Raw genomic sequence first — 25,800 nt, 5'->3', positions numbered from 1 at the left:
CCTTCCAGCGGAGAACCATCTACCTGTCCACACCGACCAGGCAGATGGGACAGCACCAGCCATGGCCGAACCCTTGCGGGTGCCCGTCAGCGAGCACATCAGCATCGCACGGCTCCACGGTGAGGCGTGCTTTCGCTGCGGAGCCGTCGCCCGGACGCTGTACGCCGCCGGGCACATCACCCTTCCCGGCCGTGCCCGCGTGTGGCCTGTCGTCGTCTGTGAAGACCACCGCGACCAAGGCGAGCCGAATGTCAGTTGACTTCCTCAAGCCCCCATCATGGACACCACCGCCCGCCGTGGACGTCGAAGCGTTACCCGCGGGCAAATGGTGGGACGCCGTGCGCGCCGCACCCCTCGTCGGCGAGCGCGCCCTGGAACTGCTCGGCGACGAGACGGGCGCCGTAGTCCAGGACAAGTACGGCACCCTGTACTGGTTCGTCGAAGTGGGCACCGAGACGAGTTGGCACCTGCGGCAGGTCCGCGTCCTCACCGAGCTGGCCGACGAGAGCACCTACCTCGGCGTACCCCCCGTCTCCTGGACGGAGGGCCCGCGCACCCATTGGCGCGTGCCGCTCTCGGCCGACCACTACCTGACGGACGCAGGGAGGCTATGGGGGGCGCTGGCCGAGGCCGACCGCGCCGAGTACGGCCGCAGGCCGGAAGGCCGTCAACTCTGCTACCGCTGTCAGCTGCCCACCGACGAGCCCATCCCGGTCGACGTGGAAGACGGGCGCAGCGACGTCGGCAAGGTCACGTACGCCTGCCCGCCACACGCGCCGCTCTACACCAGACGCCGCCCGCGGAGTCTCAGCGCGGCCGCGGCCGAGCACGAGGGGCGGCGGTCCCGATGACGACCTGCCCACAGCCCTCCCTGCTCCCGGGCATCGAGCTGCCGGACCCCGAAACCCTGACCGGACCCCAACTACAGGGCTGGAACTGCGTCCTGTGCGGGCAGCGACTGCTCGCGGACCAGCTGCTCGGCACGGTCGTGTGGACCTGCGGGGGCGTCACCAAAGAGGAAGTCGAGCTGTACGTGTGCCGGCCTCTCTGCGCTGGTGCGGCTCAGCAGGGTGGTGGTCACGGGTGAGCGCCTGGACGAAGGCGTCGTCTCCTCGACAGCGGGCTGCGTGGGCCGAGCGCGTATCCGCGCAGCGGGCTATGTGCCACTGGTCCCTTACCCGGGCCGCGCACACCTGCCCTGGCGGGCTGCGTGCGCCACATGCAGCACGATCCGCTACCCCACGGTGACGGGCGTGCGGCAGGACCAGTGCAAGCACGTCAGGCGCGAGCAGCCACCCCCACCCCGCCGGAAGAGCCCGGGAGGCCCCGGATGGGGCACCGTCGACACTCCACCGCCGTAAGGGCCGGGCTGCTCGCCTTCCGCGCCGCCCGGATGGGTCTGCTGCTCGCCCTGGTCCCCATCCTGCTGGTACTCGCGGTCTGGCTCTGCTTCGCCAGCACCCCGGACCCATAGACCGGATGGGCCGTCGGCAGTCCGGTGCCCCCGTGCCGGACTCACCGGGTCGGCGGTCCACCCTCCAAGACCCCCTGCCGGTCGATACAGCCAGGCACGGCCGCCGACAAGGCAGGGGGGAAGGGACTCCGGCCGAGACCGCTGGCCGGAGTCCCGTCCAGTAAGGCTCGCCCCGGCCTCCCGCTTGCAGGCCAGTGGCCTGGACGAGCACCGCGCGAACGCGCGGGGACACCCCTGCGCACGTGAACTCAGGAGGCCCCATGCGATTACAGCATGTCGTTGCCCGTCAGGACCCGGAGGACGGCGCCACGATGCCGGACACGGACGCCCCGTCACCGAGTGGTGGGACGCCCGGTGACTCGGACGACGGCCGCCAGTACGCGAGGTAGCCGGCGCGCGGCGCCATAGGTAAGCGGCGGCCCCCTCGGTCGATTCGCCCCCGACCGGGGTGGGCCGCTCCCCCTACCACCTAGGAGGTACCCCCGGATGAACGCTCCGCCCCCGCCCGCTCACTGGCACTGCTACCGCTGGACCGGAGAGCGCCGCACGTACGACGACGAGTCTGCCCGACGGCCGCCGTACCTCGTCGTGCAGGACATCTCGGCCCAGGAGCGGAAGCAGATCGCGGCGGCCAGCCCCGCCTTCATGGCGAGCGACGTGCCCCCGCTGGAGGTACCGCAGCACCGCGGATCAGGCCCGCCGGCACGAGGGCCCCCGGGACCCGGCGTCACGCCGGCGTTGAACGGGCCGCGCTCGCGGGGGAGGATCGTGCGGGCCTGGGTGGGATTGGCGGTGCTCGTGGGCCTGACGGTCCCCACTCGCCGTGGCATCGCCCGCCGCCGCGTATGACGACCCTGCCCACGCCTACGTCACCAACATCGACGACGATACGGTGTCGGTGATCGACACCAAAACCAACGCCGTCACCACCACCATCCCCGTCGGCGACTATCCCATCGGCGTGGCCATCACCCCGAAAGGCGACCGCGCCTACGTCGCCAACGACCTCGACGACACCATGTCGGTGATCGACACCAAGACCAACACCGTCACCACCACCGTCCCCACCGGCGGCAACGGGCCCGGCCACCTGGCCATCACCCCGAACGGTCAGCGTATCTACGTCACCAACGCCAGCAGCGACAACGTGTCGGTGATCAGCACCGGGACCAACGCCGTCATCACCACCATCCCCGCCGGCGACCTTCCCAACGGCGTGGCCATCACCCCGAGCGGTCAGCGCGCCTACGTCACCAACCTCAACAGCGGCACCGTGTCGGTGATCGATACCAAGACCAACACCGTCACCACCACGATCCCCGTCGGCACCTGGCCCCGGGGAGTGGCCTTCACTCTGAACGGTGAGCGAGCCTACGTCGCCAACCAGCTGGACAACACCGTGTCGGTGATCGACACCAAGACCAACACCGTCACCACCACGATCCCCGTCGGTGACGAGCCCAACGGTGTCGCCATCACCCCGCAAACCGTCGCCGAACGGAACTCGTCAAACAGCCCAACTTCGTCGTGAATGACCGCAGTCGGTCGATCCTGGACACCCCGGCGCCCCAAGATCCCTGACGCGGAGGGCGGCGAACGCACAGCACGAAGGAGCCCGGCCAGGCGCCGGGCTCCTCTGCTTTCGCGGTACCCCCGAGGCCGGCTTTGCCGCGCTGGTCCATGACCACCGCACCTTCGGCGCCAGCGACGGCACACCGCGCCGGGACATCGACCCCTGGAGGCAGATCGAGGACTGGCGGCGTGCCATCACGCACCGCAAGGCCCGTACGTACGAACCAGGCGTCCTCATCGACCGCGTCTCGCCCACGCCGCTGCTGATGATCGTCGGTCTGGAGGACACCGTCACCCTCACCGACACCGGGCTCGCCGCCTACAACCGGGCGCTGGAGCCGAAGCGGCTGGTGACGATCCCGGGCGGGCACTTCGCCCCGTACACCACCGAGTTCGCTCGGGCCTCGGCAGCGGCCATCGCCTTCTTCCGTGAGCATCTGGCATCGAGCGGAGACTGACCCCGCACGGACCGCGTCGGATCAAGCGCTTTGCGGGATGCAGTTCACTTCGCAGCCGACCGTGCCACTGGCTGCCGCGATGACGGCATCGAGGCGGTCGCGGGTGGTGGCCAGGTCGGCCATCTGGGCGTTGATGCGGTCGCGTTCGACGGTCAGGCGGTCGATGGTGTCGGGGGTGGCGACGCCGGTGTACGTGCAGGGGAGGAATTCGCGGAGGATCTTGCTCGACAGGCCCGCGGCGTAGAGGCACTGGATCCACAGGACGCGGTCGACCGCGGTGTCCGCGTACTGGCGCTGGCCGCTGGGGCTGCGTTCCGAGGTGAGCAGGCCCTGCTCCTCGTAGTAGCGCAGCGCTCGTACGCTGACGCCGGTTCTGGCGGCGAGTTCGCCGATGCGCACCGTGACTCCTCCTGGCTCCGACGTCAGGGATCGGCCTCAGAGTAGTCGAGGCGCGTGGGAGTCGGAGGTCGGTTGGGCAGGAGCCTCGTCCGCCGTCGGCCTCTCGTCGTCGAGGGGCCGGTCGGGGTGTTTGCGCCTCGCCTCGTCCTCGAGGAGCAGCGAGAGGAGCGAGGCCACGGGGAGTCCGGCCTCGGCCGGGTGGCGCAGGACCTTCCCCGGCTCGATGCGGTACGTGTTCGTACGCCCCTCACGGGTGTGGGACAGATATCCGTCCTGCTCCAGGTCGCCGATGATCTTTTGGACGGCACGCTCGGTCAGCCTGCAGTGCGCGGCGATATCGCGGATCCGTACGTTCGGATCGTCGGCGATCGCGGCCAGCACGCGGGCGTGGTTGGTCAAGAACGTCCATCCAGTGTGCGATTCAGGCACTCCTCCCATGGCCTCATGATATTGCCGAAACAATAGCGCATCTGGAAACATGAATCCGGCTTCGTGTATAGCAAACCGTGTGACGCCGGCGAGGCGATACCTCGAGGGGAGACAGGCAGGTGCACGCACGAGACGTCTCCGTACCCGACCCTGGGCATCGCCCGCCGTCCGGGCCCGTGATCCGCACGGCGCCGGGGACATCGGCCGGCTCGACGCCGCCGGGCCCCTCGACCATCCTCCTCACCGACGGCTACCCGGAGGGCCCCCGGAAGGTCGTCGTGGTCAAGGGAGAGGTGGACTACGAGACCGCCCCCGTCATGTCCGCCGTCCTGCGCGACGCCCTCCGCGATTCCGCCGAGGGCGTTGACGTGGACCTGAGCGCGGTGAGGTTCTGGGACTGCTCGGCGCTCAACGCGCTGCTCAGGCTCCGCCGGGAGGCGCTCGCACATGGCAAGACGGTCATCGTCCACTCCCCGAGCCGCACGGTCAGGCGGGTTCTCGGCCTGACCGGCACCTCACGGCTGTTCCGGCCGCCGGTCTTCGAGGGCCGGGCGGTCACCCCTCCATCTCGTCCTTGATGGCCTCGGCGATCCGGGTCAGCGTCTTGGTGATGATGTCCACCGTGGTGGCCTTGTCGATCCCCAGGCCGGTCAACAGGCCCGCGCCATCCTCGTGTTCGAGGAGGGCGAGGAGGATGTGCTCGGTGCCGATGTAGTTGTGGCCCAACCGAAGCGCCTCGCGGAAGGTGAGCTCGAGGACCTTGCGCGCGTCGGCGTCGAAGGGGACCAGGGCTGGCATGGAGTCGGCCGCGGGCGGGAGGGCGGCGGCGGCCTCCTGGCGGACGGCGTCCAGGAGGACACCCTGGGCGACGATCGCCTTGGCGGCCAGCCCCTCGGGCTCGGCCAGGAGGCCGAGGATGAGGTGCTCGGGGCGGATCTCGGCGTTGTCGGCGGCTCGGGCCTCGTTCTGGGAGGCGACCACGACGCTCCGGGCGCGCGTCGTGTAGCGGCCGAAACCCTGGCTCGGATCGAGGTCCGACGGCTCGCCGGACGCCTTGGGGACGAAGCGCTTCTGGGCCGCCTGCCGCGTCACCCCCATACTCTTGCCGATGTCGGTCCAGGAGGCGCCGGAGCGGCGGGCCTGGTCCACGAAGTGGCCGATGAGGTGGTCGGCCACCTCGCCGAGGTGCTCGGCGGCGATCACCGCGTCGGTGAGCTGGTCGAGGGCGTCGGGGTGGACCTTCTTGATGGTCTCGATCAGTTCGTCGAGGCGCACGGGATGGGTGAGTCCGACTGGTTTCGTCATGCGTCAACCATAGGTTGACACTCCCCAGGGTGTCAACGTCGAGTTGACAGTGAACCTAGTCCCGGCGTTCGCCGTGAACCTAGTCCCGGCGTTCGCGGTGCGGACGGTTCGGAGGCCAGAACGACGTCCAGGTGAACTTGTCGCCGCCCACCCACCGGACCACGTCCGGATCGTCCAGATCGACATCGTCCAGGCCGACCTCCCGCGCGATCTCGATGACGTCCAGGACCGAGTGCGCCTTGCCCGCGAGCTCACCGGCGATCTCGACCAGACGGTACGGGGGATCGTTCTGCTGGACGCCGAGCACCACGATCGGAGGCCGGTGGATGCGCGGCGCCTGGGATTCGGTCATATGTCCCAGGCTGCGCCCGGCGCCCTCCCGCCGCACCTCGGAGGCGCCACACCTCGGAGGCGCCGGACCGCCCGGCCGGATACTCGTTCGGGCCTTCCCGGCTCGTCCGCCCCCGCCCCACGCCCCACGATGGTCCGGCTGCGCGCATTCGCGGCGGGGCCCTGTGGCAGGGACAAGCCGCGGCCGAAGGACAATGTGCGCGAGGTGTACGGAGCCGGGGCGCGCGCCGAATTCGCGTGAGCGGCGGGGCTCCCGCGCCCGGGAGCCCCGCCTGTCACGCGCGGAAACCGGCTATTCGAAGAGGTCCGCGTACGACCCCATCGCCAGCGCGATGTCCGCCTGGGCCCAGAACCGGTGGTACGTGAAGCTGGGCACCGCGCCGCCCTTCAGATACGCCTCGACCTTGGACCAGGCCGGGTCGTCCTGGTAGAAGGAGCGGATCGACATGAAGGTGGAGCCGGCGTCGATCTTGTCACCGTTCGGCATGGTCCCGGTCCAGCCGCTGGGGACGTAGACCGGGTCGTCGAAGCGGTTGTAGTCGGCGCGGGTCTCGGGGACCGCGATGCCGAGGGCGTCCTGGTAGTTGTTCCACATGCCGTCCAGCAGTGCCTTGGCGGTGTCCCTGGCCTTGGTGTCGCCGGACTTGGCGGCGTAGTAGGACAGGGTCTTGGCGTACGCGGCCGCCACGCCGACGTCATTGGTGTAGTCGGCGACGGTGACGTGCAGGTTCGCGTTGGCGCCGGGGCTGGAGGCGTTCCAGGTGTCGGGCTGGCCGGACCACTGGAGGGTGGACGGGATCTGGTAGGTGCCATTGGCGTTGACGGTGGTCTTGGACAGCGCCCACTTCACCCACTTGTCCAGGACCGTCTTCGCGGAGGCGTCACCGGTGCGGTTGTAGTACTCCGCGACGCGCTCCATGGACCACGCCTGGAAGCCGAACCACTGGTTGGACGGCGGGTCGTGGTAGACGGGCTTCTCGTCGTAGTACATCCCGTAGAAGGTGGAGCTGCCCGACGGCGGCGTGGCGTAGCGGCCCTGCCAGCTGTTGGTGGCGCCGCCCGCGATGGCGCCCTCGCTGGACTGCAGCCAGCGGTAGAACTCCAGCTGGCGCTTGAGGCTGGTGGACCAGTCGCTCGCGCCCGTAGCGGACTTGGGCTTGAGGTCGGCGTACGAGCTCAAGGCCCAGGCCGCCATGGGGTTCTGGTAGCCGCCGTGGGCGTGGCTGGAGCCGATGCGCCAGGACCAGCCGGCGGAGGTGTCGGTGGCGCCGCCCCAGGCGTAGTACCAGGACAGCAGGTAGTGGGAGCTGTTCTTCCCGCTCCCGGCCGGGCAGGTGGTCTCACCGGCACAGTTGCCGATCTTCTTGAAGTACTTGTCGTACATCGCGTAGCGCAGATAGTCGCCCATCTTGGCGGCCTTGGCGATGTTGCCGGAGATCTGGCCGCCCTTGCCCTGCGCCTTGGCCCACTCCGAGGCCCAGTAGGCGGCCTGGACGACGCGGGCGTCGGCGTCGGGGGCGTTGGTGAACTTCCACTGCTTGGAGTAGGAGGCGTCGCCGGTGAACAGGTCCAGATAGCCGTTCTTGCCGCCGTACTTGAAGCTGTCGCAGGTGGGCTGGGTCACGGTCTCCCAGACCGACTCCTGCGGGCCGCGCTGGAAGGTGTTGACGTAGGACGGGCCGGTGTCGGACGGTCCCGCCTCGCACTTGCCGGGCGAGTTGCCGTAGCCGTAGACGTTGTCGACGTCCTGGATCCAGTGCATGCCGTAGATGTCATCGGTGCCGTACGCGCTCTTCAGCTCGGCGGCGATGGGGTCGTTGCCGACCGGGACATTGCCGTTGAGCTGCGAGGGGTACTGGGAGGGCTGGTCCCACTCGGGCGCGTAGGTGGCCGGCTTGGAGGCGTTGTAGAAGCTGTTGGTGGGCTGGTCGGCGTGGGTGGGGATCATGTACTTCTCCATGAGGTCCCACGCGTTGTTGAACTTCGCCCAGTCGCCGGTGACCTTGCCGTACATCGCCTGGAGCCAGATCAGATAGCTGTAGGCCTCGGAGGTCGTCTCATGGCCGTGGTCGGGGGCCTCGACGATCAGGGTCTCCACCGAGTGGTACGGAACGCCCTCGGGCGAGAAGTAGCCCGCCGAAGGTGCGGTGATCTTGTTGTAGAGGTCCAGGAAGCGGGCGTCGTAGTCCTTCGCGGAGGCCAGCTGGGTGACGGTGACCTCGGCCTTGGTGTGACCGGCGGCGGTCGCGGTGAAGGTCGCGGCGCCGGTGCCGGAGTTCGCGGCGGCGACGGTCACCTGCTGGGCGGTGTCCCAGTTGGCGGGGGTGAAGGTGAGGGCGGCGCCCGAGGAGACCGTCAGCCCGGTGTTGCCCGAGGTGCGGGCGACGGAGACCGTGACGTCTCCGGACGGCTTGGTGGACAGCTTCACGCCGAACGTCCCGGACTTGCCCTGCTGCACCCCGAGCTGCCCGGGACTGGCCACCAGCGCGGGCCCGGCCGCCACATGGATGCCGACGGGGGTGGACTCGGCGGCGGCACCCTGACTGTCGTACGCCTTGGCGTAGAGCGAGTAGTCGCCGGCCGGGACGTCCTGGTAGTCGAAGGAGTACGGGGAGGTGGTGTCGGTGCCGAGGAGCTCGGTGTCGCTGTAGAACTCCACCTTGCTGATCGTCGCCCCGTCGGCCGCCGCGGCCGTGGCCGTCATCGGGACGGTGCCGCCGGAGGTGAAGACGGCGCCGGGTGACGGGCTGCTCAGCACCGCGATGGGCGGCTGATGGGCGCCCCGGCAGGCCACGCCGTTGACGGCGAAGGAGGTGGGGGCGGCGTTGGTGCCGCTGTAGGTGAACTGGGCGCCGGTGGTGACATTGCCTCCGGCCGCGATCTTCCCGTTGTGCCCGGCGTTGGTGACGGTGACGGTCTTGCCGGACTGCGACCAGCCGCCGTTCCAGCCGTTGGCGAGCTTCTGGTTGCCCGCGTAAGCGTAGGTGAGGGTCCAGCCGTCGATGGCGTCGCTGCCGGGGTTGGTGATGGTGAGATCGGCGGTGAAGCCGGAGCCCCAGTCATTGGTCTTGTAGTCGACCCCGCACTGGACCGCCGCGGCGTGCGCGGGGGCGGCGCCGCCCGCCGCGGTCATGGCCACGGGGAGCGAGAGGGCGGCGACCAGGGTGGTCACCAGCCGTCTCATTCGTCGTCGTGCCCCGGATAAGGGCGAGCCACGCTGTACGCGCATCGGGGGACCTCCTCGCGGTTCGTGCGGTGGTGGGGGATGTGCGAACCAGTGGGAGCGCTCCCAAGGTTCGTGTCAGCCTGAAGGAGTGTCAAGTCTTTGAACAACAGCGGGTCGTCGAACACCTTCAACCGATAATTCGTGAACGGGGTCTGTTGACATGCGCCCGTCGAGCGCTACCTTCACTTCAACCAGTGGGAGCGGTTCCAGCAGTCAGCGCCGCATCGAACGGCGCTTGGACCTCGAGGAGTCGCTCCATGCGAGCACCCCCGCGCCTTTATGCCTTGGTGGCCACCGCGGTGTTATCCGTGGCGGGCACCGCCTTGGTGCCCGCCACCGCCTCGGCGGCGAGCGGCCCGGCCACGAACCCTTCGACCGCGAGCGCTTCGGGCACGAACGCTTCGGGCACGAACGCTTCGGCCGCGAGCGCCCCAGCGGTGACCGTACCCAACGCGGCACCACCGAAGCTCCGCGCCTCCGGCAACAAGCTCGTCGACGAGAACGGCGCCACCCGGCGGCTGCTGGGCGTCAACCGCTCCGGCGGTGAGTTCATGTGTGTCCAGGGCCGTGGCATCTTCGACGGCCCCGTGGACGACGCGGCCGTCAAGGCCATCGCCGACTGGAAGGCCAACGCGGTCCGGATCCCGCTCAACGAGGAGTGCTGGCTGGGCCTTTCCCATATCGACGCGGCCTACGGAGGGGCCAACTACATCGCGGCCGTCAAGGCATTCGTCGCCCGGCTGGAGGCCCATGGCATCACGCCCGTCGTCGAACTCCACTGGTCCCACGGCAGATACACGGGCGGGGACAGCCACTGCGCCGACACCGAGTACGCCACCTGCCAGAAGCCGATGCCGGACGCGCAGTACACCCCGGCCTTCTGGACCTCGGTCGCCCAGACCTTCAAAGGCGACCAGGCCGTGGTCTTCGACCTGTTCAACGAGCCGTTCCCGGACCGCGCCACCTCCGACCTCACGGCGGCGTGGAAGTGCTGGCGCGACGGCGGGAGCTGCCCCGGGATCGACTTCCAGGTCGCCGGGACGCAGACCCTGCTGAACGCCGTACGGGCCACCGGCGCCAGGAACCTGGTGCTGATCCCCGGGATCGCCTACTCCAACGATCTGCGCCAGTGGCTGACGTACAAGCCGAAAGACCCGGCGGGCAATCTCGCCGCCGCCTGGCACACCTACAACTTCAACACCTGCTCCAGCGAGAGCTGTTTCGACGAACAGCTGGCCCCGGTCATCGCCCAGGTCCCGTTCGTGGCGGGCGAGATCGGCGAGAACACCTGCTCCCACGGCTATGTCGACCGGGTCATGGCCTGGCTGGATACCAAGGGCGCCTCGTATCTGGGGTGGACCTGGAACACCTGGGACTGTTCCTCGGGACCGTCCCTGATCAGCGATTACAACGGCACGCCGACCAACTACGGCGTGGGACTCCGTGATCACCTGAAAGGAATGCAATGAGCCGCAGAATCCGAAGGGCGGGCACTCTGCTCGCCGCCTCCGCGCTGACCATGGGGGCGCTGACCGGTGTGGCGTCCGCCCAGGGGGACAGCGGCAGGGCGGCCGCCGCGAAGGTCGACAACCCGTACTCGGGCGCCAAGGTGTATGTGAACCCCGACTGGTCGGCGAAGGCCGCCGCCGAACCCGGCGGCAGCAAGATCTCCAACCAGCCGACCGGCATCTGGCTGGACCGGATCGCCGCGATCAACGGCACGGGCGGCGCGATGGGGCTGCGCGCCCACCTCGACCGGGCGCTGCAGCAGTCGAGCGGCAGCCCGACCGTCGTCCAGTTAGTGGTCTACGACCTGCCCGGCCGTGACTGCTCCGCGCTGGCGTCCAACGGGGAGCTGGGCCCGACCGAGATCGACAAGTACAAGACGGAGTTCATCGACCCGATAGCGGCGATCCTCTCCGAGTCCAAGTACGCCAACTCGAGTCTGCGGATCGTCAACACGATCGAGGTCGACTCGCTGCCCAATCTGGTCACCAACACCGGCGGCAAGCCCACCGCGACCCCCGAGTGCGACACGATGAAGGCGAACGGCAACTATGTGAAGGGCGTCGGCTACGCCCTGAACAAGCTGGGCTCGATCGGCAACGTCTACAACTACATCGACGCCGGGCACCACGGCTGGATCGGCTGGGACGACAACTTCAACCCCACCGCACAGGTGATCAAGCAGGCGGCGACGGCCGAGGGCAGCACGGTCGACAAGGTGGCCGGCATCATCACCAACACGGCCAACTTCAGCGCGCTGAAGGAGGACAACTTCACCGTCAACGACTCGGTCAACGGCACCACCGTGCGCCAGTCGAAGTGGGTGGACTGGAACCGGTACGTGGACGAGCTCTCCTACGCCCAGGCGTTCCGCCAGGAGCTGGTCAACGTCGGCTTCCCGAGCAACATCGGCGCGCTGATCGACACCTCCCGCAACGGCTGGGGCGGCTCGGCCCGGCCCAGCGGCCCCGGCGCGAAGACGGACGTGGACACGTACGTCAACGGCGGGCGCTACGACCGCCGGATCCACGTCGGCAACTGGTGCAACCAGAAGGGCGCCGGGCTCGGTGAGCGGCCCAAGGCGGCACCCGCGGCCGGGATCGACGCGTACGTGTGGATGAAGCCCCCGGGCGAGTCGGACGGCGCGAGCTCCGAGATCCCGAACGACGAGGGCAAGGGCTTCGACCGGATGTGCGACCCGACGTACACCGGCAACCCGCGCAACAACAACAACATGTCGGGTGCGCTGCCGAACGCTCCGCTGTCGGGCCACTGGTTCTCGGCCCAGTTCCAGGAGCTGCTGAAGAACGCCTATCCGGCGCTGTAATCCGCCTGACCGGCGCCATGATCGCACAACCCGTCCCCTGATGCGGTGGGGTCGGTGGTCGCGAACCGCGACCACCGACCCTGTCTGCGTATCAAGCCGTGGGCCTGCATGCGACGGGTTGCGCGAAGGTCTGGGCGGCAGCGGTCCGCAGTGCATCGGCCAAGGATTGTGGGCCGATGCTCATCAAGGCTAGAACGGCGCTGACCTGGCGGCCGGAGACCCACACCCCCGCCGTCGGAATGCGGAACGGCATGACGGTAACGCCGCAAGCGCTGAACAGGCAGGTGTCCAGATAGGTCATGCCGCCGGTCCCACACAGATACGACCGTGCCCCGGTGACGGCGGCCAAGTCGGCGAGCCGCTGCGAGCGTCCGGGTCGGGCAGCCAGCTGGCTGCTGCGGAGGATCTGGCCATTCCAGCCGAGCAGGTCCAGCAGGATGCGGGTGGACGCCTCAGCGACCGCTGCGGTCTTGCCGGTGCTGAACCGTTCGAGCACCGGGGCCAGGGCCTGGTCGAAGGCGGGCCAGTGAGGGCTGGAGGCGTAGTACTGCCGGAGCATCGACTCGGTGCGCCGCCGGGACCGGACGAGATCGACGATCAGGGCGTCCTTGATGCGTGTCGGTTGGCCTTGGGGCAGGTGGGTGGGGATGGAGAGCCACTGCCGCCGCCGGTCGCCAAGGGCCGCCAGGAGGGCCCGGTGCTGGTAGTCGCGGCGGGTGAACTGGACGTCGTCCAAGACGATCCAGTAGTCCGCCGCGAACAGCTTGGCCAGCGTCGAAAGCCGCGGGAAGAGGTTGGGCTGGTGAATCGCGCACAGCCCGCCCGGTGGGGGAAGGTCAGAGCTTGAGGAGACGGCTGTCGAAGCCAGCGGCGAGGAGAGATTCGTACGCGGCATGCACGTCCTCCGGGACGTCCTGCTCGATGGCGAACCCGAGCTTCGGATACTCGATCACCCGCTGGAGGTCGCCGACGAGCTGGTCGGTGACGAGCTTCTCGTCACCAATACTCTTGAGATAGTCGTCGAACTCCAGTGGCTCCGAGGCACAGATCACCTCGGCTTCGGGCCACATCTTGCGGGCGGTGGCGAAGGAGCGTCGCTCCATATAGGGCATGGAGACCAGCAGCACCGTCTCTGGAGTGATCCCCGCAGCGGCCAGAACCTCGCGGGACAAGGTGATGTTCTGGCCCGTGTTGCGCGCCTCGGGCTCCAGCAGGATCGCTTCCGCGGGGACGCCCAGCGCAATGGCGTGCTCGCGGAAGTGGACCGCCTCGCCGCAGGGGAATCGCTCCGGCGCGGTGGGGTTGGGGCCGCCGGTGAAGACCAGGGTCTCGAAGAGCCCGGCGCGATACAGCTCGGCACAGAAGGCAGGCACTCCAAGGTCGTGGCTGCCCAGGCCGATCGCGACGTCGCACGGCCGTGCCTGGTGATGCATCTGGTGGAAGTCCCAAATCAGCTTGGCCTGCTGGCGCTGGACTTCGGTGATGGCCCGCTGGTTGTCCGTCACTCGCCTGTCTCCCTGGTCACCGTCGCCGGGGGCCGGACGCCCCCTCGGTTGTCATCCGGATGCCCTCGATGCTGCGGAGCTGGTGGCTCAGGCCGAACCTGGCGGCCAGCTTCGCGGCATCGTCGAGCACACGCAGCCCATCATCCCGGGTGGACGGGTCGGACAGCAGGATGTGACCATGAGCGGTGTCCAGACGCACCCGCTGCATCGGCGAGTCGGTCACGCCGGTGCTACGAGATATGTCGATGCAGTGCAGGGCGGCACCCAGGTTGCCGACGCCACGGTGGGCGAGGGCGAGTTTCTGGTGGGCGACCGACCAGTCGTCGGGCTCGGACAGGTTCTCGAACTCGCGGGTCGCGGCCAGCATGACGCGGGCGGCATAGTTGTGATTGCCATCCTTGCTCAGCGCGGTCCCCACCCATAACCGGGCACGGGCCCGGTCTCGGCGGGAGAGGCGGTCATCGACGGCCAGGGATTCATATCGGCGGGCGGCGATCTCCAGCTTGCCGGACATCTCCGCGACCACCGCCAGTGACAGGTCGAGCTGGGCGACTCGGCGGGGGATGTCGAGTTGGGTGAAGACCGAGCGGGCCCCGGCATAGGAGTGCTGGGCCGACAGCGGTCCCAGCACGGCACCCTGGTCGCGTTGGAGGTCACCGAGCAGGGCAGTGGACCGGGCGAACAGATACAGGCCCTTGTCGTCCAGTTCCAGCGGTCTCCACCGATTGATCCACCGGGTCAGCAGACTGGCGGCAAAGTCAAAGTTCTGGCGGGAAAGCGCGACCACGGTCCGGTCCAGGTCCTCGGTCCAAGACTCGTATTCCCACATCCGCGGGCCACCGGCGGTCACCCGCCGCCCGGTGCCTGCCGGGGAAAACCTGCCAGTCTCGGATAGGAGCGTCTCAAACCGCAGGTGAACGGCGGCATCCGCGCGGGCGAGCGCGGTGTCGAGGATGGCCTGCGTGTCCGGTCGGGGCTCGGTGGCGGCCTGGAGCTTGTCCCACTTGGAGACGGTGCGGACAGCGACCCCAAGATGCTCGGCGAACGCGCGGACGCTCATCCGCAGCGCGCGACGCAGAACATGGGCCTCCAAGCCGCTCCAATGGTGCACCGTCGCCACGCGTCGCTCCCTTCCTGGACCTCATGGAAGCACGGAGCGTGCAAGGCGGGGGACGGAAGTGCAACGGAAGTACAACACCCGGTCATTTCGTGGCTGTCCGGTTTGCTCCACGCTCGATCCCAGGGCCCGAAGCCGCAGGCCTCAGGCCCGAACACCCCGCCCTCCCCAACTCTTCTTGGACGGTCACGAGCATGGAACCACTCACTGAGCAGCGCCGCGTCAATGGCCCGGTTGTCTACGGCTTCCTGCGACTGGTGAACGTCCCCGAAGCCCGGCAGATCGCCCTGACCGCATCTCTGGTCGAGTATTGCCGACGGCACGAGTTGCTGTTGTCCGGCGTCTTCACCGACCGCAAGGCCACAGCAGGGCCCATCACGACGGCGTTCACCGGGCTGCTGGACGTGCTCGCGCTGCCCGGCACCTACGGCGTCGTACTGCCCGCTGTCTCCCACCTGGGTCCCAAAGCGATAGCGACCGAGCGGGAGAGGCGGATCGACACTGCCGTGGCCCGGCTGCTGCTGGTCCGCGGGACCAGCAAGCCCCACCCGGCAGGCCACGGGCACTCCAGCCTTTCCAGCACGGGTCGCTCGTACCGCCAAAGCCCGGGACCCGCCTTCGCCCTGGAGGCCGAGACGTGAGGCTCACCATGCCCGACCCCACTCAGCAGTTCTTCGCCGCAGAGCCCGAATCGATCAGACGGGCACGCGACTTCGCCCTGACGACCCTGGCTTCCTGGGGACTGTCCGAACGGGCCGAGGACATCCGGCTCTGCATCTCCGAGCTGGCTTCCAATGCCCTCACCCACGGAACCGCCCCCGGTCATGGCTTCCTGGTCAAGATCGCCGCTGACGACGACTTCGTACGTCTGGAAGTGCACGACAGCCGGGGCCGCCGCCCCGAAGTTCGCCACCCGGACGAGACGGACACCTCTGGGCGGGGGCTACTGATCGTCGAGGAGTTCTCCGACGGCTGGGGCGTCGAGGACCGCCAGCCGTTCGGCAAGGTCGTCTGGTCGCGTTTCAAGGCGGGCGGGACGCCATGCTGAACCGCCCTGCGGCACCGGTCTCCACTCCGTCCGGCCCCGGTCCCGGGCTGCTGTCGGCGTCGACGCCCCTAACGCCACCCTTGCCGCCGACAGGCTCCTGTTCGGCCTCGCCCGCACCGACTGATACACCAGCCGCCCCACGCACAGCCCGCACTGACGGATGAGAGGGAACGCGATGGAATCCTTTGAACGCGCCCGGTTGGACGCCTACTTCGCAAGGATCGCCGCCCAGTTCGCCCCAGCTGAGCAGGCCGCGTCTTTTCTGGTCACCCACCTGCTTCCCGAACGGCCCGGCTTCGTCCGCGCGGTCGCCTCGCTGTCCCGGCTACGGGCGGTACTGCCCAAGCCCAAGTCCATCAGCCCGGCAGCCCAGCACGAGATCGAGCAAACCATCCCCGTGGACGCCCTGTCCCGCGAGCTGTTCGCCGACGCTGATACCGCCCTGGACTACTTCGAGTCCAGGGCCGGCGGCGAGCCGATCACCCTACTGGACGTCGGCGGCTACTTCGCGCCGACCTTGGCCGACCTGCACGGACGATTCTCCGGTCAGCTCACCGGAGTGATTGAGGACACCGAGAACGGACACCGTCGCTACGAGAACCTCGACAAGCTGCCCTGCCCGGTCATCTCCGTCGCCCGTTCACCGCTGAAGGACCCCGAGGACTTCCTCGTCGGCCAGTCCGTGGTCTTCTCGGCCGAGGCCGTCATGCGCGGGCGCGGCGATATCCTGCACGGCCGCCCCGCCCTGGTGATCGGCTTCGGCAAGCTCGGCTCCAGCATCGCCCGCCTGCTGCACGCCAAGGGCGTCCAGGTCACCGTCTTCGACATCGACCCCATCCGCCGCACGCAGGCCCTGTCCCAGGGCTTCGCCGTCGCCCGCGACTGCGCGAGCGCGTTGACCGGCGCCGGGCTGGTGCTCTGTGCGACCGGCAAGGTCTCCCTGCACGGCGAGGACTTCCCGCATCTCCGCAACGGTGCCTACGTCGCCACCGTCACCTCAAGCGAGGACGAGCTGGAGCTGGGCGGACTACCAGACGTCTACACCCGCACGATGGTCGGGGATCACGTCACGCGCTATCAGACCACCGGCCACTACTTCTATCTGGCAAACGGTGGAAACGCCGTGAACTTCCTGCATGGCGCCAGCGTTGGGCCATTCATCTTCCTGATCCAGGCCGAAATACTGGCCGCGATCAGGATGCTCACCCGCGGTGACCTCAGCCCCGGCATGCACGAGGTCAGCGCGGCCGACCGAGCCGCTATCGCGGCGACCTGGCTCTCCTACTTCAACAGGTGATCGACTTGCCCATTACGGCAGACCACATCCGCGCTACTCTCACCGCCTACCTCGACCAGCACCCCGAAGAGAAGACCGACCTCGCCCCCGTCCTCGACCTCCTGAACACCGGAGCCGACCTCACCACCCGCAAGGAGTTCCGCGGCCACGCGACCGCCGGCGCGATCCTCACCGGCCCGGACGGGCGCATCCTGCACATCCACCACCTCGCCACCGGCAAGTGGCTGCTCCCCGGAGGCCACCTGGAATCCGCCGACAGCACCCTCCTGGAGGCCGCCCTCCGCGAGCTCGCGGAGGAGACCGGCATCCCCATCGGCACTGTCACCCCGATGAGCAACAAACCGATCCACATCGATGTTCACTCGATCGACGCGAACGACGCCAAGGGCGAGCCTGACCACCAGCACTTCGACTTCCGATTCCTCTTCCGCACCACCGCCGAGATCGGCCAGTTGCAGACCGAAGAGGTCATCGACGCCGCCTGGCGCGACGCCGACACCATCAGCGACGACGCCCTGCGGCAGCACATCGCCCAGGCCATTCGCTGACCTACGGTCAGGCCGCCTATGCCCCTGCGCCCCCGACGCGCGCAGGGGTGGCCGTCCGGCGCCGCCACCTCGCGGTGATATTGAAGCGGCTCAAGCCGTCGGAGTGGCGTCCGTAAATGACGACGGCCCGCCTGGAGCCGGGCAGCCTCAGGAGGACTCCCGCCGCACCAGCTGCGTCGGCAGCACCATCTGCGGCCGCTTGGCCGTGCGGTCCGAGCGCCCCGCGATCTCCTCGAGCAGCACCCGCACCATCGCCCGGCCCATCTCCTCCGTGGCCTGCCGGACGCTCGTGAGCGGAGGGTCCATATGGCGGGCGACGGCCGAGTCCTCGAAGCCGACCAGCGCCACGTCGTCCGGGACGCCGCGCCCGTTCTCGCGCAGCACCTGACGGGCGCCCGCGGCCATCACGTCCGAGGCGGCGAAGACCCCGTCCAAGTCCGGGCACTGGCTGAGCAGTTGCCGCATCGCCCGGCGGCCGCCCTCCTCGGTGAAGTCCGCGGAGGCCACCAGCTCCGCCTCCACCTCCCGGCCCGCCGCCCGGACCGCGGCGCCGTAGCCCTCCAGGCGGCACTGCGCGACGTACATGTCCAGCGGGCCGGTGATGGTGGCGACCGTTTCGCGGCCGCGGCCGATGAGGTGCTCGACGGCGGACTGGGCGCCGCCGGTGTTGTCCGAGTCGACGTACGGAACCGTCTCATGCGCCGAGCGGCGGCCGCTGAGCACCGCGGGCATCTCGATCCGCTCCAGCAGATCCGGAAGCGGATCGTCCGCGTGGACGGAGACCAGCAGCACCCCGTCGACCCGGTGTGCGGAGAGGTAGTCCGCGAGCCGCTGCCGTTCCTTGGGGGTGCGGATGAGGGTGAGCAGCAGCTGGAGATCGGTGTCGGCGAGCTCGGCGCCGACGCCGCGGATGATGTCGGAGAAGTACGGTTCGGCGAAGAGCCGGGTCTCGGGCTCGGGGATGACCAGGGCGACGGCGTCGGCACGGTTGGCGGCGAGGGCGCGGGCCACTCGGTTCGGCACATAGCCGAGTTCGGCGACGGCCTGCTCCACGGCCGTGCGGGTGCGGTCGCTGACCCGGGGCGAACCGTTGATCACCCGGGAGACGGTGCCGCGGCCGACTCCGGCGCGGGCCGCCACCTCCTCGAGGGTCGGCCGTCCCCGCCCCGCACCATGCCGCCGCGTTCCTGCCATATCGCGCCTCCAGCCGTCCATGCCCAGCAGCTCCAACCCCCCAAATGGGCGGCTGCGTGGACATTCAACAGCAGTGTGGTTTCGGGAAGTTGTTTCGCGCACTCCCTTGACACCCCAGCGGGGAGCCGCGACCCTTCAACACATCACAGCTGGGAGCGCTCCCACCGTACCTGAGCCATACACAACCCGCACGATGCCCACCCGACTCGATGCATCTCAAAGAGCCATGTATCACTACTTTTTGGCCGGAAGCCGTTGGGCCGGGCGCTAGGAGGACGGAATGCGCAGGAACACTGGTAGTCACCGCAGCAGAGCCGTGGTCCTCGCGGCCGTCGCCGCTTTAGGAGCCGGGCTGCTCAGCGGTTGCGCCGATGACGGCGACGACGGATCCGCCGGCTCGTCCGGCGGCGGCGACAGCAAGGGCAAGACGGTCGTGACCGTCGGCACGTACGGCGTCATGGGTTTCAAACAGGCCGGGCTCTATGACGAGTACACAAAGCTGCACCCGGATATCAAGATCGAAGAGAATGTGATCGACCCGGCCTCGAACTACTACCCGCAGCTGCTCACCCATCTCGGCTCGGGCAGCGGGCTCGCCGACATCCAGGCGGTCGAGGTGGGCAACATCAATGAGGTCACCACCACCCAGGCCGACAAGTTCGTTGATCTTTCGAAGGCGGACGGCGTCAAAAAAGAAAACTTCCTCGACTGGAAGTGGGCGCAGGCCACCGCCAAGGACGGAAAGACGATCGGCCTCGGCACGGACGTGGGCCCGATGGCGATCTGCTACCGCAAGGACCTCTTCCAGCAGGCCGGGCTCCCGGCCGACCGTGACGCGGTCTCCGAGCTCTGGGCGGGCGACTGGCAGAAGTACCTCGACGCCGGCAAGGACTACGCGAAGAAGGCGCCGGGCGGAGCCGCGTTCCTGGACTCGGCCGGCGGACTGTTCAACGCGGCGGTCTCCGGCAGCTCGGAGGTCTACTACGACAAGAGCGGGAAGCCCATCTACAAGGACGGCCCGGCCGTCAAGAAGGCGTGGAAGCTGGCGACCGACGCGTCCGCGTCCAAACTCTCCGCCAAGCTCCAGGAGTTCACCAAGCCCTGGCAGCAGGCGCTCGCCAACGGAAAGTTCGCCACCGTCTCCTGCCCGGCCTGGATGCTCGGCCAGATCAAGGAGTACGCCGGGGACAAGTACAAGGGCAAGTGGGACGTCGCGGCCGCCCCCCAGCCCGCCAACTGGGGCGGCTCCTTCCTCTCCGTGCCGCAGGCGGCGAAGAACAAGGACGAGGCGGTCAAGCTCGCCACCTGGCTGACCGCGCCCGAGCAGCAGGCCAAGCTCTTCGAGAAGCAGGCGAGCTTCCCCAGCGCCCAGGCCGCGTACAGCCTTCCCCAGGTGGCCGACGCCAAGCTCCCCTACTTCAACAACGCGCCCATCGGCAAGATCTTCTCCCAGGCCGCGAAGGACAGTCCGACGCAGATCCTGGGCCCGAAGGACGCCGTCATCAAGCAGAACTTCACCGATGTCGGCCTGCTCCAAGTCGAGCAGCAGGGCAAGTCCGCCGACGAAGGCTGGAAGGCCGCGATCAAGACGAACGACAACGCGCTGGACCAGTGACCCGGACATGACCGCACCTTCCGGCTTTACCCCTGATACGGCCGCGCCCCCCGCAGGGCAGGGGGGCGCGGCCCCGCGCGCCGCGACCGCGCCGGCGCCCGACCCGGCCGAGCAGCGGCGTCGCGACCGGCGCAGCCGCCGCTACCGCTTGGACGTGCGATGGAGCCCGTACGCCTTCGTCGCCCCCTTCTTCGTCTTCTTCGCCGCCTTCGGCCTCTTCCCCCTGCTCTACACGGGGTGGGCCTCGCTGCACCAAGTGGAGCTCACCAACCCCACCCATATGGAGTGGGCCGGGTGGCACAACTACTCCCGGCTGTGGGAGGACGAGTTCTTCTGGAAGGCGCTGCGGAACACCTTCACCATCGGGGTGATCTCCACCGTTCCCCAGCTGATGATGGCCCTCGGGATCGCGCATCTGCTCAACTACCGACTGCGCGCCTCGATGTTCTTCCGGGTGGCGATCCTCACCCCGTACGCCACCTCCGTCGCCGCCGCCACGCTGGTGTTCGCGCTGCTCTTCGGGCATGACTACGGCATGGTCAACTGGTCCCTGGGGCTGGTCGGACTGGACGGCGTCGACTGGCAGAACGGCACCTGGACCTCGCAGATCGCGGTCTCCACGATCGTCATCTGGCGGTGGACCGGTTACAACGCGCTGATCTACCTGGCCGCCATGCAGGCCGTGCCGAACGATCTGTACGAGTCGGCGGCGCTGGACGGGGCCTCGCGCTGGAAGCAGTTCCTGCATGTCACCGTCCCGTCGCTGCGGCCCACCATCCTCTTCACGGTCGTCGTCTCCACGATCGGGGCCACCCAGCTCTTCGGTGAGCCGCTGCTGTTCAACACCGCGGGGACGGCCACCGGCGGCGCCGATCACCAGTACCAGACGCTCGGCCTCTACATGTACGAGCAGGGCTGGGTGAACCTGCACCTCGGCCGGGCCTCCGCCATCGCCTGGACGATGTTCCTGATCCTGCTGCTGATCGCCGCGGCCAACGCGCTGTTCGCGCGACGGCTGCGAAAGAGCCAGTGAGGGAGACGAGGAGAACCATGAGCGCCACTGTCTCTTCCCGGCGGACACTCGATCCGGCAGCTCCCCCGCCCACCGCCCCGCGGGGCGGAAGGGGCCGCGGCCGAGCGGGCAGGCAGCTGCACGGGGGCAAGATCACCTACGCCGTGCTGATCCTGTTCACCATCGGCTCGCTCTTCCCGCTGGTGTGGACCGCCGTCGCCGCCTCCCGCACCAACACCCGGCTGGCCCAGACGCCCCCTCCCCTGTGGTTCGGCGGCAACCTCTTCAACAACCTGGACAAGGCGTGGAACGGCGCCAACATGGGCACCGCGCTGCTCAACACGACGGTGGTGGCGGGCACGGTCGCGGCGTCGACCGTGCTGTTCTCGACCGTCGCGGGCTTCGCCTTCGCCAAGCTGCGCTTCCGCTTCAAGAACATCCTGCTGATGCTCACCATCGGGACGATGATGGTGCCGCCCCAGCTCAGCGTCGTGCCGCTGTACATGATGGTGGCCAAGCTGGAGTGGACCGACCAGCTCCAGGCGGTCATCGTGCCGACACTCGTCAGCGCCTTCGGGGTCTTCTTCATGCGGCAGTACCTCTCCCAGGCGCTGCCGAGCGAGCTGATCGAGGCGGCGCGGATGGACGGCGCGAGCAGCCTGCGGATCATCTGGCACGTCGTCTTCCCGGCGGCGCGTCCGGCGATGGCGGTACTGGGAATGCTCACCTTCGTCCAATCGTGGAACGACTTCTTCTGGCCGTTCATCGCGCTCACGCAGAACGGCAACCCGACCATGCAGGTGGCGTTGACCGGTCTGAGCCGGGGGTACACCCCGGATCAATCACTGATCATGGCGGGGGCGCTGCTGGGCACCCTGCCGCTGCTGATCGCCTTCGTCCTCTTCGGCAAGCAGATTGTGGGGGGCATCATGCAGGGCGCGGTCAAGGGCTGAGCGGCCCGCCGCCACTACGTCCTCCCTCCCCGTTTCCCCCTCCCCACGACCTCGAATGGGAGCGCTTCCATGACTCTTACCTTTCCGCCCGGATTCCTGTGGGGCGCGGCCTCGGCCGCCTATCAGGTCGAGGGCGCCGCCCAGGAGGACGGCCGCACCCCCTCCATCTGGGACACCTTCAGCCACACCCCGGGCCGGGTGCTCGCCGGTGACACCGGTGATGTGGCGGTCGACCACTACCACCGCTTCCGCGAGGACGTCCGGCTGATGGCGGAGCTGAACCTGGGGGCGTACCGCTTCTCGGTGTCCTGGTCACGGGTGCAGCCGACCGGCCGGGGGCCGGCCGTGCAGCGCGGGCTCGACTTCTACCGCTCGCTGGTGGACGAGCTGCTGGGCGCGGGCATCCAGCCGGTGGTCACCCTCTACCACTGGGACCTGCCCCAGGAGCTGGAGAACGCGGGCGGGTGGCCGGAGCGCGAGACCGCCGAGCGGTTCGCCGAGTACGCGGGCATCGTGGCGGAGGCGCTGGGCGACCGCGTCGAGTTCTGGACCACCCTCAACGAGCCGTGGTGCAGCGCCTTCCTGGGCTACGGCTCGGGGGTGCACGCCCCGGGCCGCACCGAGCGGCTGGCGCCGCTGCGCGCCGCCCACCATCTGAACCTCGCCCATGGCCTCGGCGCCCAGGCGCTGCGCGCCGCGCTCCCCGCCCGCGCTCAGCTCGCCATCAGCCTCAATCCGGCCGTGGTCCGGCCGCTCAGCGACAAGCCCGAGGATCTGGACGCGTCGCGCCGTATCGACGCGCTGGCCAATCGCGTCTTCACCGGGCCGCTGCTGCGCGGCGCGTACCCCAGCGACCTGATCAAGGACACCGCCTCGATCACCGACTGGTCGTTCGTCCGCGATGGCGATCTGGCCGTCATCAAGCACCCCCTGGACGCGCTGGGCATCAATTACTACACACCGTCATTGGTATCAGCCGCCACCGACAAGGACGGCTCGCCCGCCCGCCACGACGGCCACGGCGCCAGTGCCCACTCCCCGTGGCCGGGCTCGGAGGGGGTGGCGTTCCACCAGACCCCGGGCGAGCGCACCGAGATGGGCTGGACGATCGACCCGACCGGGCTGCACGACCTGCTGATGCGCTACAGCCGTGAGGCGCCGGGCGTACCGCTGTACATCACCGAGAACGGCGCCGCGTTCGACGACAAGCCGGACGCGGAGGGCGCGGTCCACGACCCGCGGCGGATCGACTACCTCCAGGCCCATCTGGCCGTGGCCCACCAGGCCATCGCGGACGGCGCCGATCTGCGCGGCTATTTCCTGTGGTCGCTGATGGACAACTTCGAATGGGCGTACGGCTACAGCAAGCGCTTCGGCGCGGTCTACGTCGACTATCCGACGCAGGCCCGGGTACCGAAGTCGAGCGCCCGCTGGTACGCCCGGGTGGCCCGCACCGGAGAGCTTCCGGCGGCCTGACCGGGGCCCGCGTCCGCGGCGCCGCCCGCTGGGGGGCGGGCGGCGCCGCGGATGGCGATGGCGGCGGGCGCCGGTGCGCAAGCCGGCCGGAGCGTTCTTCCTTCAAAGGGGTTACGCCCTGATCCACCCGGCGGAAGGGCGCCGTCATCCGTGGAGAATGCCTGGTAAACCCATTGAGACATGAGAGCATTTCCGGAGCGCCGGCAGAGGTTCCGCGATGAGCCATCCGGTCGGCGCGCGCCCGCCGGAAAAGGCGAGGCCCTCGCCGGCTGGTTCGACGGCCGGGTGGGCCTGTTCACGATGGCCAAGGCCAATTTGCGCAAGGTCTTCCCCGACCACTGGTCCTTTCTGATCGGTGAGATCGCCCTCTATACGTTCGTCATCATCATTCTGACCGGTGTCTATCTGACCCTGTTCTTCAAACCGGCGATGAACGAGGTGATCTACGACGGCCGGTGGACGCCCCTGAACGGCATCCGCATGTCGCAGGCGTACGCGTCCACGCTGGACATCAGCTTCGATGTGCGCGGCGGACTGCTGATGCGGCAGGTCCACCACTGGGCGGCGATCGTCTTCATCGCCAGCATGATCGTCCATATGATGCGGACGTTCTTCAACGGCGTCTTCCGCAAACCGCGCGAGATCAACTGGCTGTCCGGCGCCGGTCTGCTGATCCTCGGAATGTTCGACGGCTTCATGGGCTATTCGCTGCCCGACGATCTGCTGTCGGGCACCGGTCTGCGCTTCGTGGAGGGCGCGATCCTGTCCGTCCCGATCGTCGGCACCTATCTGTCGTTCTTCTTCTTCGACGGCCAATTCCCCGGAACGGCGGTCGTGCCACGGCTGTTCACCGTGCATGTGCTGCTCATTCCGGGCATCATGCTCGGGCTGCTGGCGCTCCATATGATCCTGCTCGTGTACCACAAGCACACCCATCAACCGGGGCCCGGAAAGAAGAACATGAATATCGTGGGGCCGCCCTTTTGGCCGGTCTACGTGGCCAAGTCCGGCGGATTCTTCTTCCTGGTCTTCGGCGTCACCACCCTGATGTCGGCCATCGCCCAGATCAATCCGGTGTGGTCCTACGGCCCCTACCGGCCCGACCAGGTGTCCACCGACGCCCAGCCCGACTGGTACATGGGCTATTCCGAAGGGCTGATCCGGCTGATGCCGGGCTGGGAGATCAATCTCTGGGGCCACACCCTGGTACTCGGGGTGCTGATCCCGTTCCTGGTCTTCCCCACGGTGCTGCTGGTCATCTGGCTCTATCCGTTCCTGGAGGCGTGGATCACCGGGGACCGGCGCGAACACCATTTCAATGAGCGCCCGCGCAACGCCCCGACCCGCACCGCCTTCGGCGCCGCCTGGGCCGCCCTCTACGCGGTGCTGCTGGCGGGCGGCGGCAATGACCTCATCGCCACCCACTTCCAGCTGTCGATCAACGCGATCACCTGGACCTGCCGGATCGGCTTCTTCGTGGTACCGGTCGTGGTCTTCGTGATCACCAAGCGGATCTGTCTCGGCCTCCAGCACAGGGACCGGCAGAAGCTGCTGCACGGCCGCGAGACCGGCACCATCCAGCGGCTGCCGCACGGCGAGTACGCCGAGGTGCACGAGCCGCTCTCACCCGGGGAGAAGTACACGCTGACCGCGTATGAGCAGTATCTGCCGCTGGAGCTGCCGCCGTCGGTCGACGAGGCCGGGGTCGCCCGGAAGCTCTCCTTCAAGGAACGGCTGCGGGTCTCGCTGTCCCGGAGCTACTTCGGTCGCGACGGCCAGGTCGCCAAGGTCACGAAGGAGCAGGTGGCGGAGCACGAGGAGCACGGGGAGCGCGAGGAGGAGGTGCGGGCGGAGGAACCACAGCGGCCCTAGGGGTTCTCCGACGGTACGCGTACGCCTGGCCCCGCCGGACATCCCGTAGGACGCCGGGACGACGGAAACGGCGGGGCGCGGTGGGTGGGGGATTCCGTCCGCGCCCCGCCGTGTGG

The 25,800-nt window shown here is 68.6% G+C and carries 28 protein-coding genes; 19 read left to right on the top strand and 9 right to left on the bottom strand.

Annotated elements, in window-relative coordinates; translation table 11 throughout:
• Nucleotides 1–248: 248 nt before the first annotated feature.
• The 7 genes from LIV37_RS31420 (at nucleotide 249) to LIV37_RS31395 (ending at nucleotide 3,504) form a co-directional block, all read left to right on the top strand.
• Nucleotides 249–851 (top strand): hypothetical protein, encoded by a 603-nt coding sequence (locus LIV37_RS31420; protein ID WP_121824285.1) that lies wholly within the window; start codon nucleotides 249–251, stop codon nucleotides 849–851.
• On the top strand, nucleotides 848–1,087 hold the full coding sequence (locus tag LIV37_RS31415) for a hypothetical protein (RefSeq protein ID WP_020871115.1): 240 nt from the start codon (nucleotides 848–850) through the stop codon (nucleotides 1,085–1,087). The genes LIV37_RS31420 and LIV37_RS31415 overlap by 4 nt, the downstream gene beginning before the upstream one ends.
• Before the next feature lie 243 nt (nucleotides 1,088–1,330).
• Nucleotides 1,331–1,474, top strand: a complete 144-nt coding sequence (locus LIV37_RS31410) for a hypothetical protein (RefSeq protein WP_020871114.1) — start codon at nucleotides 1,331–1,333, stop codon at nucleotides 1,472–1,474.
• Nucleotides 1,475–1,734: 260 nt separating this feature from the next.
• The gene (locus LIV37_RS51830) at nucleotides 1,735–1,863 is read left to right on the top strand and encodes a hypothetical protein (protein WP_020871113.1); all 129 of its coding nucleotides are present in this window, start codon (nucleotides 1,735–1,737) and stop codon (nucleotides 1,861–1,863) included.
• A 97-nt stretch (nucleotides 1,864–1,960) separates the two neighbouring features.
• The gene (locus tag LIV37_RS31405) at nucleotides 1,961–2,323 is read left to right on the top strand and encodes a hypothetical protein (RefSeq protein ID WP_020871112.1); all 363 of its coding nucleotides are present in this window, start codon (nucleotides 1,961–1,963) and stop codon (nucleotides 2,321–2,323) included.
• Nucleotides 2,298–3,005 carry a YVTN family beta-propeller repeat protein gene (locus tag LIV37_RS31400; RefSeq protein ID WP_020871111.1) on the top strand — a complete coding sequence of 236 codons (708 nt, stop codon included), beginning with the start codon at nucleotides 2,298–2,300 and terminating at the stop codon, nucleotides 3,003–3,005. Before LIV37_RS31405 ends, LIV37_RS31400 begins: the two co-directional genes overlap by 26 nt.
• 307 nt (nucleotides 3,006–3,312) lie before the next feature.
• Nucleotides 3,313–3,504 carry a hypothetical protein gene (locus LIV37_RS31395; RefSeq protein ID WP_020871110.1) on the top strand — a complete coding sequence of 64 codons (192 nt, stop codon included), beginning with the start codon at nucleotides 3,313–3,315 and terminating at the stop codon, nucleotides 3,502–3,504.
• Nucleotides 3,505–3,525: 21 nt separating this feature from the next.
• Here LIV37_RS31395 and LIV37_RS31390 read toward each other — a convergent pair whose 3' ends face one another.
• Nucleotides 3,526–3,903 (bottom strand): MerR family transcriptional regulator, encoded by a 378-nt coding sequence (locus tag LIV37_RS31390; RefSeq protein ID WP_020871109.1) that lies wholly within the window; start codon nucleotides 3,901–3,903, stop codon nucleotides 3,526–3,528.
• 36 nt (nucleotides 3,904–3,939) lie between these two features.
• Nucleotides 3,940–4,341, bottom strand: a complete 402-nt coding sequence (locus LIV37_RS31385) for a helix-turn-helix transcriptional regulator (RefSeq protein ID WP_121824286.1) — start codon at nucleotides 4,339–4,341, stop codon at nucleotides 3,940–3,942.
• Between the two features lie 110 nt (nucleotides 4,342–4,451).
• Between LIV37_RS31385 and LIV37_RS31380 the strand changes: the two genes are divergently transcribed.
• Entirely contained in the window at nucleotides 4,452–4,910 is a 459-nt protein-coding gene (locus tag LIV37_RS31380) for an STAS domain-containing protein (protein ID WP_121824287.1), read from the top strand.
• On the opposite strand, the gene LIV37_RS31375 is transcribed toward LIV37_RS31380, so the two are convergent.
• The 3 genes from LIV37_RS31375 to LIV37_RS31365 all read right to left on the bottom strand — a co-directional run bounded on the left by LIV37_RS31375 (nucleotide 4,888) and on the right by LIV37_RS31365 (nucleotide 9,172).
• On the bottom strand, nucleotides 4,888–5,637 hold the full coding sequence (locus tag LIV37_RS31375; protein WP_020871106.1) for a Clp protease N-terminal domain-containing protein: 750 nt from the start codon (nucleotides 5,635–5,637) through the stop codon (nucleotides 4,888–4,890). The two genes, LIV37_RS31380 and LIV37_RS31375, sit on opposite strands and share 23 nt — an antisense overlap.
• A gap of 79 nt (nucleotides 5,638–5,716) precedes the next feature.
• A complete protein-coding gene (locus LIV37_RS31370; protein WP_020871105.1) occupies nucleotides 5,717–5,989 on the bottom strand; it encodes a hypothetical protein in 273 nt (90 codons plus the stop codon).
• A 291-nt stretch (nucleotides 5,990–6,280) separates the two neighbouring features.
• The gene (locus LIV37_RS31365) at nucleotides 6,281–9,172 is read right to left on the bottom strand and encodes a glycoside hydrolase family 48 protein (protein WP_185058005.1); all 2,892 of its coding nucleotides are present in this window, start codon (nucleotides 9,170–9,172) and stop codon (nucleotides 6,281–6,283) included.
• 299 nt (nucleotides 9,173–9,471) lie between these two features.
• Here LIV37_RS31365 and LIV37_RS31360 point away from each other — a divergent pair, with 299 nt between their 5' ends.
• Complete coding sequence (locus LIV37_RS31360) at nucleotides 9,472–10,683, top strand: glycoside hydrolase family 5 protein (protein ID WP_121824289.1); 1,212 nt, start codon at nucleotides 9,472–9,474, stop codon at nucleotides 10,681–10,683.
• Complete coding sequence (locus LIV37_RS31355; RefSeq protein WP_020871101.1) at nucleotides 10,680–12,047, top strand: glycoside hydrolase family 6 protein; 1,368 nt, start codon at nucleotides 10,680–10,682, stop codon at nucleotides 12,045–12,047. The genes LIV37_RS31360 and LIV37_RS31355 overlap by 4 nt, the downstream gene beginning before the upstream one ends.
• Nucleotides 12,048–12,138: 91 nt before the next feature.
• Here LIV37_RS31355 and LIV37_RS31350 read toward each other — a convergent pair whose 3' ends face one another.
• Genes LIV37_RS31350 through LIV37_RS31340 form a run of 3 tightly spaced genes read right to left on the bottom strand, consistent with a single transcriptional unit; the run spans nucleotide 12,139 to nucleotide 14,672 of the window.
• Nucleotides 12,139–12,942, bottom strand: a complete 804-nt coding sequence (locus tag LIV37_RS31350; RefSeq protein ID WP_121824290.1) for a WbqC family protein — start codon at nucleotides 12,940–12,942, stop codon at nucleotides 12,139–12,141.
• Nucleotides 12,884–13,552 (bottom strand): YdcF family protein, encoded by a 669-nt coding sequence (locus LIV37_RS31345; RefSeq protein ID WP_020871099.1) that lies wholly within the window; start codon nucleotides 13,550–13,552, stop codon nucleotides 12,884–12,886. Before LIV37_RS31345 ends, LIV37_RS31350 begins: the two co-directional genes overlap by 59 nt.
• A 16-nt stretch (nucleotides 13,553–13,568) precedes the next feature.
• A complete protein-coding gene (locus LIV37_RS31340) occupies nucleotides 13,569–14,672 on the bottom strand; it encodes a helix-turn-helix domain-containing protein (protein WP_020871098.1) in 1,104 nt (367 codons plus the stop codon).
• 191 nt (nucleotides 14,673–14,863) lie between these two features.
• Here LIV37_RS31340 and LIV37_RS31335 point away from each other — a divergent pair, with 191 nt between their 5' ends.
• The 4 genes from LIV37_RS31335 (at nucleotide 14,864) to LIV37_RS31320 (ending at nucleotide 17,562) form a co-directional block, all read left to right on the top strand.
• A complete protein-coding gene (locus tag LIV37_RS31335) occupies nucleotides 14,864–15,310 on the top strand; it encodes a hypothetical protein (protein ID WP_020871097.1) in 447 nt (148 codons plus the stop codon).
• 8 nt (nucleotides 15,311–15,318) lie between these two features.
• Entirely contained in the window at nucleotides 15,319–15,717 is a 399-nt protein-coding gene (locus LIV37_RS31330; RefSeq protein ID WP_121825159.1) for an ATP-binding protein, read from the top strand.
• Between the two features lie 175 nt (nucleotides 15,718–15,892).
• On the top strand, nucleotides 15,893–17,014 hold the full coding sequence (locus LIV37_RS31325) for an adenosylhomocysteinase (RefSeq protein ID WP_020871095.1): 1,122 nt from the start codon (nucleotides 15,893–15,895) through the stop codon (nucleotides 17,012–17,014).
• Nucleotides 17,011–17,562 carry an NUDIX hydrolase gene (locus tag LIV37_RS31320; protein ID WP_020871094.1) on the top strand — a complete coding sequence of 184 codons (552 nt, stop codon included), beginning with the start codon at nucleotides 17,011–17,013 and terminating at the stop codon, nucleotides 17,560–17,562. Before LIV37_RS31325 ends, LIV37_RS31320 begins: the two co-directional genes overlap by 4 nt.
• Before the next feature lie 147 nt (nucleotides 17,563–17,709).
• On the opposite strand, the gene LIV37_RS31315 is transcribed toward LIV37_RS31320, so the two are convergent.
• Nucleotides 17,710–18,756 (bottom strand): LacI family DNA-binding transcriptional regulator, encoded by a 1,047-nt coding sequence (locus tag LIV37_RS31315; protein ID WP_121824292.1) that lies wholly within the window; start codon nucleotides 18,754–18,756, stop codon nucleotides 17,710–17,712.
• A 280-nt stretch (nucleotides 18,757–19,036) separates the two neighbouring features.
• Here LIV37_RS31315 and LIV37_RS31310 point away from each other — a divergent pair, with 280 nt between their 5' ends.
• The 5 genes from LIV37_RS31310 to qcrB all read left to right on the top strand — a co-directional run bounded on the left by LIV37_RS31310 (nucleotide 19,037) and on the right by qcrB (nucleotide 25,684).
• Nucleotides 19,037–20,371, top strand: coding sequence for an ABC transporter substrate-binding protein (locus LIV37_RS31310; RefSeq protein WP_121824293.1), 1,335 nt, complete (start codon nucleotides 19,037–19,039; stop codon nucleotides 20,369–20,371).
• Between the two features lie 7 nt (nucleotides 20,372–20,378).
• Nucleotides 20,379–21,404 carry a carbohydrate ABC transporter permease gene (locus tag LIV37_RS31305; RefSeq protein ID WP_121824294.1) on the top strand — a complete coding sequence of 342 codons (1,026 nt, stop codon included), beginning with the start codon at nucleotides 20,379–20,381 and terminating at the stop codon, nucleotides 21,402–21,404.
• Nucleotides 21,405–21,421: 17 nt separating this feature from the next.
• A complete protein-coding gene (locus LIV37_RS31300; RefSeq protein WP_020871090.1) occupies nucleotides 21,422–22,336 on the top strand; it encodes a carbohydrate ABC transporter permease in 915 nt (304 codons plus the stop codon).
• A gap of 69 nt (nucleotides 22,337–22,405) precedes the next feature.
• A complete protein-coding gene (locus LIV37_RS31295) occupies nucleotides 22,406–23,812 on the top strand; it encodes a GH1 family beta-glucosidase (RefSeq protein WP_020871089.1) in 1,407 nt (468 codons plus the stop codon).
• A 180-nt stretch (nucleotides 23,813–23,992) separates the two neighbouring features.
• Complete coding sequence (gene qcrB, locus LIV37_RS31290) at nucleotides 23,993–25,684, top strand: cytochrome bc1 complex cytochrome b subunit (RefSeq protein ID WP_020871088.1); 1,692 nt, start codon at nucleotides 23,993–23,995, stop codon at nucleotides 25,682–25,684.
• Nucleotides 25,685–25,800: the final 116 nt, after the last annotated feature.

The sequence above is a fragment of the Streptomyces rapamycinicus NRRL 5491 genome, assembly GCF_024298965.1.
Classification (GTDB): domain Bacteria; phylum Actinomycetota; class Actinomycetes; order Streptomycetales; family Streptomycetaceae; genus Streptomyces; species Streptomyces rapamycinicus.
Note: the sequence above shows the minus strand (reverse complement) of the source record. Positions and strands in the feature narration are given on the sequence as shown.